Source organism: Pseudonocardia sp. ICBG601 (assembly GCF_020496245.1).
In genome coordinates, this window is sequence record NZ_JAHLJA010000213.1 from 1 (window position 1) to 3,111 (window position 3,111).

Consider the following 3,111-nt stretch of genomic DNA (forward strand, 5'->3'; position numbering starts at 1 on the left):
ACCATGAACAAGGCTCAGCTCGTCGATGCGCTGACCGCCCGGCTCGGAGACCGTCGTGCCGCCACGTCGGCCGTCGACGCGATGGTCGAGTGATCGTGGACGCCGTCGGGCGTGGTGAGACCGTCACCCTGACCGGGTTCGGGGTCTTCGAGCCGCGACGACGTGCACCGCGCACCGCCCGCAACCCGCGGACCGGGGAGACGGTGCCCGTCGGGGAGACCGTGGTGCCGTCGTTCCGGCCCGGCGCCGCCTTCAAGGAACGGGTGGCCGCCAGCGAGGCCGCCGCCGCGAACGCGACCAGCGCCCCCCGCCGTACCGAGCGGGCCGCGACGGGCAACGGTCGCACCACCGCGAACCGCAAGACGATCCCGCCGGAGACCGCGGGCGCTCCGGCCGCCGCGGCGGCACCGAAGAAGGCGGCTGCCCGAAAGGCGGCCGCGTCGGCGAAGAAGCCGGCCCGGCGGAAGGCCGCTGCGGAGAAGTAGCCGCGCCACCGTACTGCCCCCGGTCGGCGCCGCCCCGCGCTGCGCCACGGTGTTCCGCGCTGCCCGCGTCGCGCCGCCCGGCGCTGCCTGCGGGCGCGTCGATCAGTACATGAGTGCTGTTCGAGCGGGTGCGGACAGCACTCATGTACTGATCGACGGGGATCGCGGCATCGGTGACGCAGCCGGGTGCGGTCGGGGTCAGTAGGGGCGCGAGGCGGGTCCGTCGCGAGCAGGGCGCGGACCGTCCCGACGGTGCGACCGGCGTTTGGGGTGAGGCCGTCGGCGGTGATCCGGAGGGTCTGCCATCCCAGCGCCGCGGTGCGGGTGTCGCGGATGCGGTCGAGCGGGTCGTCGTGGTGGGCGCCGTCGTACTCGATCGCGAGCAGGGCGTCGGGGTAGGCGAGGTCGAACCGCAACAGGGGCGGCTCCGGCCGTCGTACAGCGGGAACCGGACCTGGGGGACGGGGGGCCCGGAGAGCACGAGCAACAGCCGTAGCCGGGTCTCGGGCGGGGACTCCGCGCGCGGGTCGGCGAGCGCGACGACCCTGTCCAGCCGGGCCGAGCCCCGCACGTGCGGGTGGAGCGACCGCCGGACCAGCAGGTCGGCGGGGTCGAAGCCGGGGCACGGCGCCGTCATCCGGGACAGCGTCCGTTGCTCGGGGGCCGGTGTGCCCCGCACCGCGACGAACACCGGCCGGTCCCGTCTCCGGGCGGCGAGCGCGTCGAGGGCCCGGCGTGGATCGATGCGGCCCGGGCCCCGAGCAGCGGCGTCACGGGGACCACGGCGGAGACGTACACGTCGGGGAACAGGCGCACGAACCGTGGCCCGCGCAGCGCCGCCCGGCGTGACGGTCCCACGCGCGACGGCCTCCGACCCCCGGAACGGCTCCTCCACCCGCGCACCCTGCACCCGGGCCCACGCCCGGCGGGCCGGAACCGGTGCGCCCGTTCGCGATCGCACACGCCGTCGCCGGAGCGGGCTTCCGGGACCCGGTCGATCAGTGCACCCAGTGCTGCCCGCCCGGGGTCGGACAGCACTCGGGTACTGATCGACGAGCGGCCCGGACCCGGGGCCGCCGGTCCGGGACGGCGCGGCGGCCCCGGGTCCGGGCCGCTCGTCGATCAGTACCCGAGTGCTGTCCGACCCCGGGCGGCAGCACTGGTGCACTGATCGACCGGGTCCCGGAAGCCCGCTCCCGGCGACGGCGTGTGCGATCGCGAACGGGCGCACCGGTTCCGGCCCGCCGGGCGTGGGCCGGGGTGCAGGGTGCGCGGGTGGAGGAGCCGTTCCGGGGGTCGGAGGCCGTCGCGCGTGGGACCGTCACGCCGGGGCGGCTGCGCGGGCCACGGTTCGTGCGCCTGTTCCCCGACGTGTACGTCTCCGCCGTGGTCCCCGTGACGCCGCTGCTCCGGGCCCGGGCCGCATCGATCCACGCCGGGCCCCTCGACGCGCTCGCCGCCCGGAGACGGGACCGGCCGGTGTTCGTCGCGGTGCGGGGCGGGCACACCGGCCCCGAGCAACGGACGCTGTCCCGGATGACGGCGCCGTGCCCCGGCTTCGACCCCGCCGACCTGCTGGTCCGCGGTCGCTCCACCCGCACGTGCGGGGCTCGGCCCGGCTGGACAGGGTCGTCGCGCTCGCCGACCCGCGCGCGGAGTCCCCGCCCGAGACCCGGCTACGGCTGTTGCTCGTGCTCTCCGGGCCCCCCGTCCCCCAGGTCCGGTTCCCGCTGTACGACGGCCGCCGCCCCTGGTTGCGGTTCGACCTCGCCTACCCCGACGCCCTGCTCGCGATCGAGTACGACGGCGCCCACCACGACGACCCGCTCGACCGCATCCGCGACACCCGCACCGCGGCGCTGGATGGCAGACCCTCCGGATCACCGCCGACGGCCTCACCCGCAACGCCGGTCGCACCGTCGGACGGTCCGCGCCCTGCTCGCCCGACGGACCCGCCTCGCGCCCTACTGACCCCGACCGCACCCGGCTGCGTCACCGATGCCGCGATCCCCGTCGATCAGTACATGAGTGCTGTCCGCACCCGCTCGAACAGCACTCATGTACTGATCGACGCGCCCGCAGGCAGCGCCGGGCGGCGCGACGCGGGCAGCGCGGAACACCGTGGCGCAGCGCGGGGCGGCGCCGACCGGGGGCAGTACGGTGGCGCGGCTACTTCTCCGCAGCGGCCTTCCGCCGGGCCGGCTTCTTTCGCCGACGCGGCCGCCTTCTTCGGGCAGCCGCCTCTCTTCGCCGGTGCCGCCGCGGCGGCCGGAGCGCGCCGCGGTCTCCGGCGGGATCGTCTTGCGGGTCGCGGTGGTGCGACCGTTGCCCGTCGCGGCCCGCTCGGTACGGCGGGGGGCTGGTCGCGTTCGCGGCGGCGGCCTCGCTGGCGGCCACCCGTTCCTTGAAGGCGGCGCCGGGCCGGAACGACGGCACCACGGTCTCCCCGACGGGCACCGTCTCCCCGGTCCGCGGGTTGCGGGCGGTGCGCGGTGCACGTCGTCGCGGCTCGAAGACCCCGAACCCGGTCAGGGTGACGGTCTCACCACGCCCGACGGCGTCCACGATCACCTCGACCATCGCGTCGACGGCCGACGTGGCGGCACGACGGTCTCCGAGCCGGGCG

At 76.5% G+C, this 3,111-nt stretch carries 2 protein-coding genes; one reads left to right on the forward strand and one right to left on the reverse strand.

Annotation, left to right across the window (positions count from 1 at the left end):
- Nucleotides 1-95: 95 nt before the first annotated feature.
- Nucleotides 96-485: an HU family DNA-binding protein gene (locus tag KPL57_RS71300; protein ID WP_308253316.1), complete on the forward strand. Its 390-nt coding sequence runs from the start codon at nt 96-98 to the stop codon at nt 483-485.
- 2,169 nt (nt 486-2,654) lie between these two features.
- On the opposite strand, the gene KPL57_RS71305 is transcribed toward KPL57_RS71300, so the two are convergent.
- On the reverse strand, nt 2,655-3,111 hold a 457-nt coding region (locus tag KPL57_RS71305), incomplete at its 5' end, for an HU family DNA-binding protein (protein ID WP_308253318.1).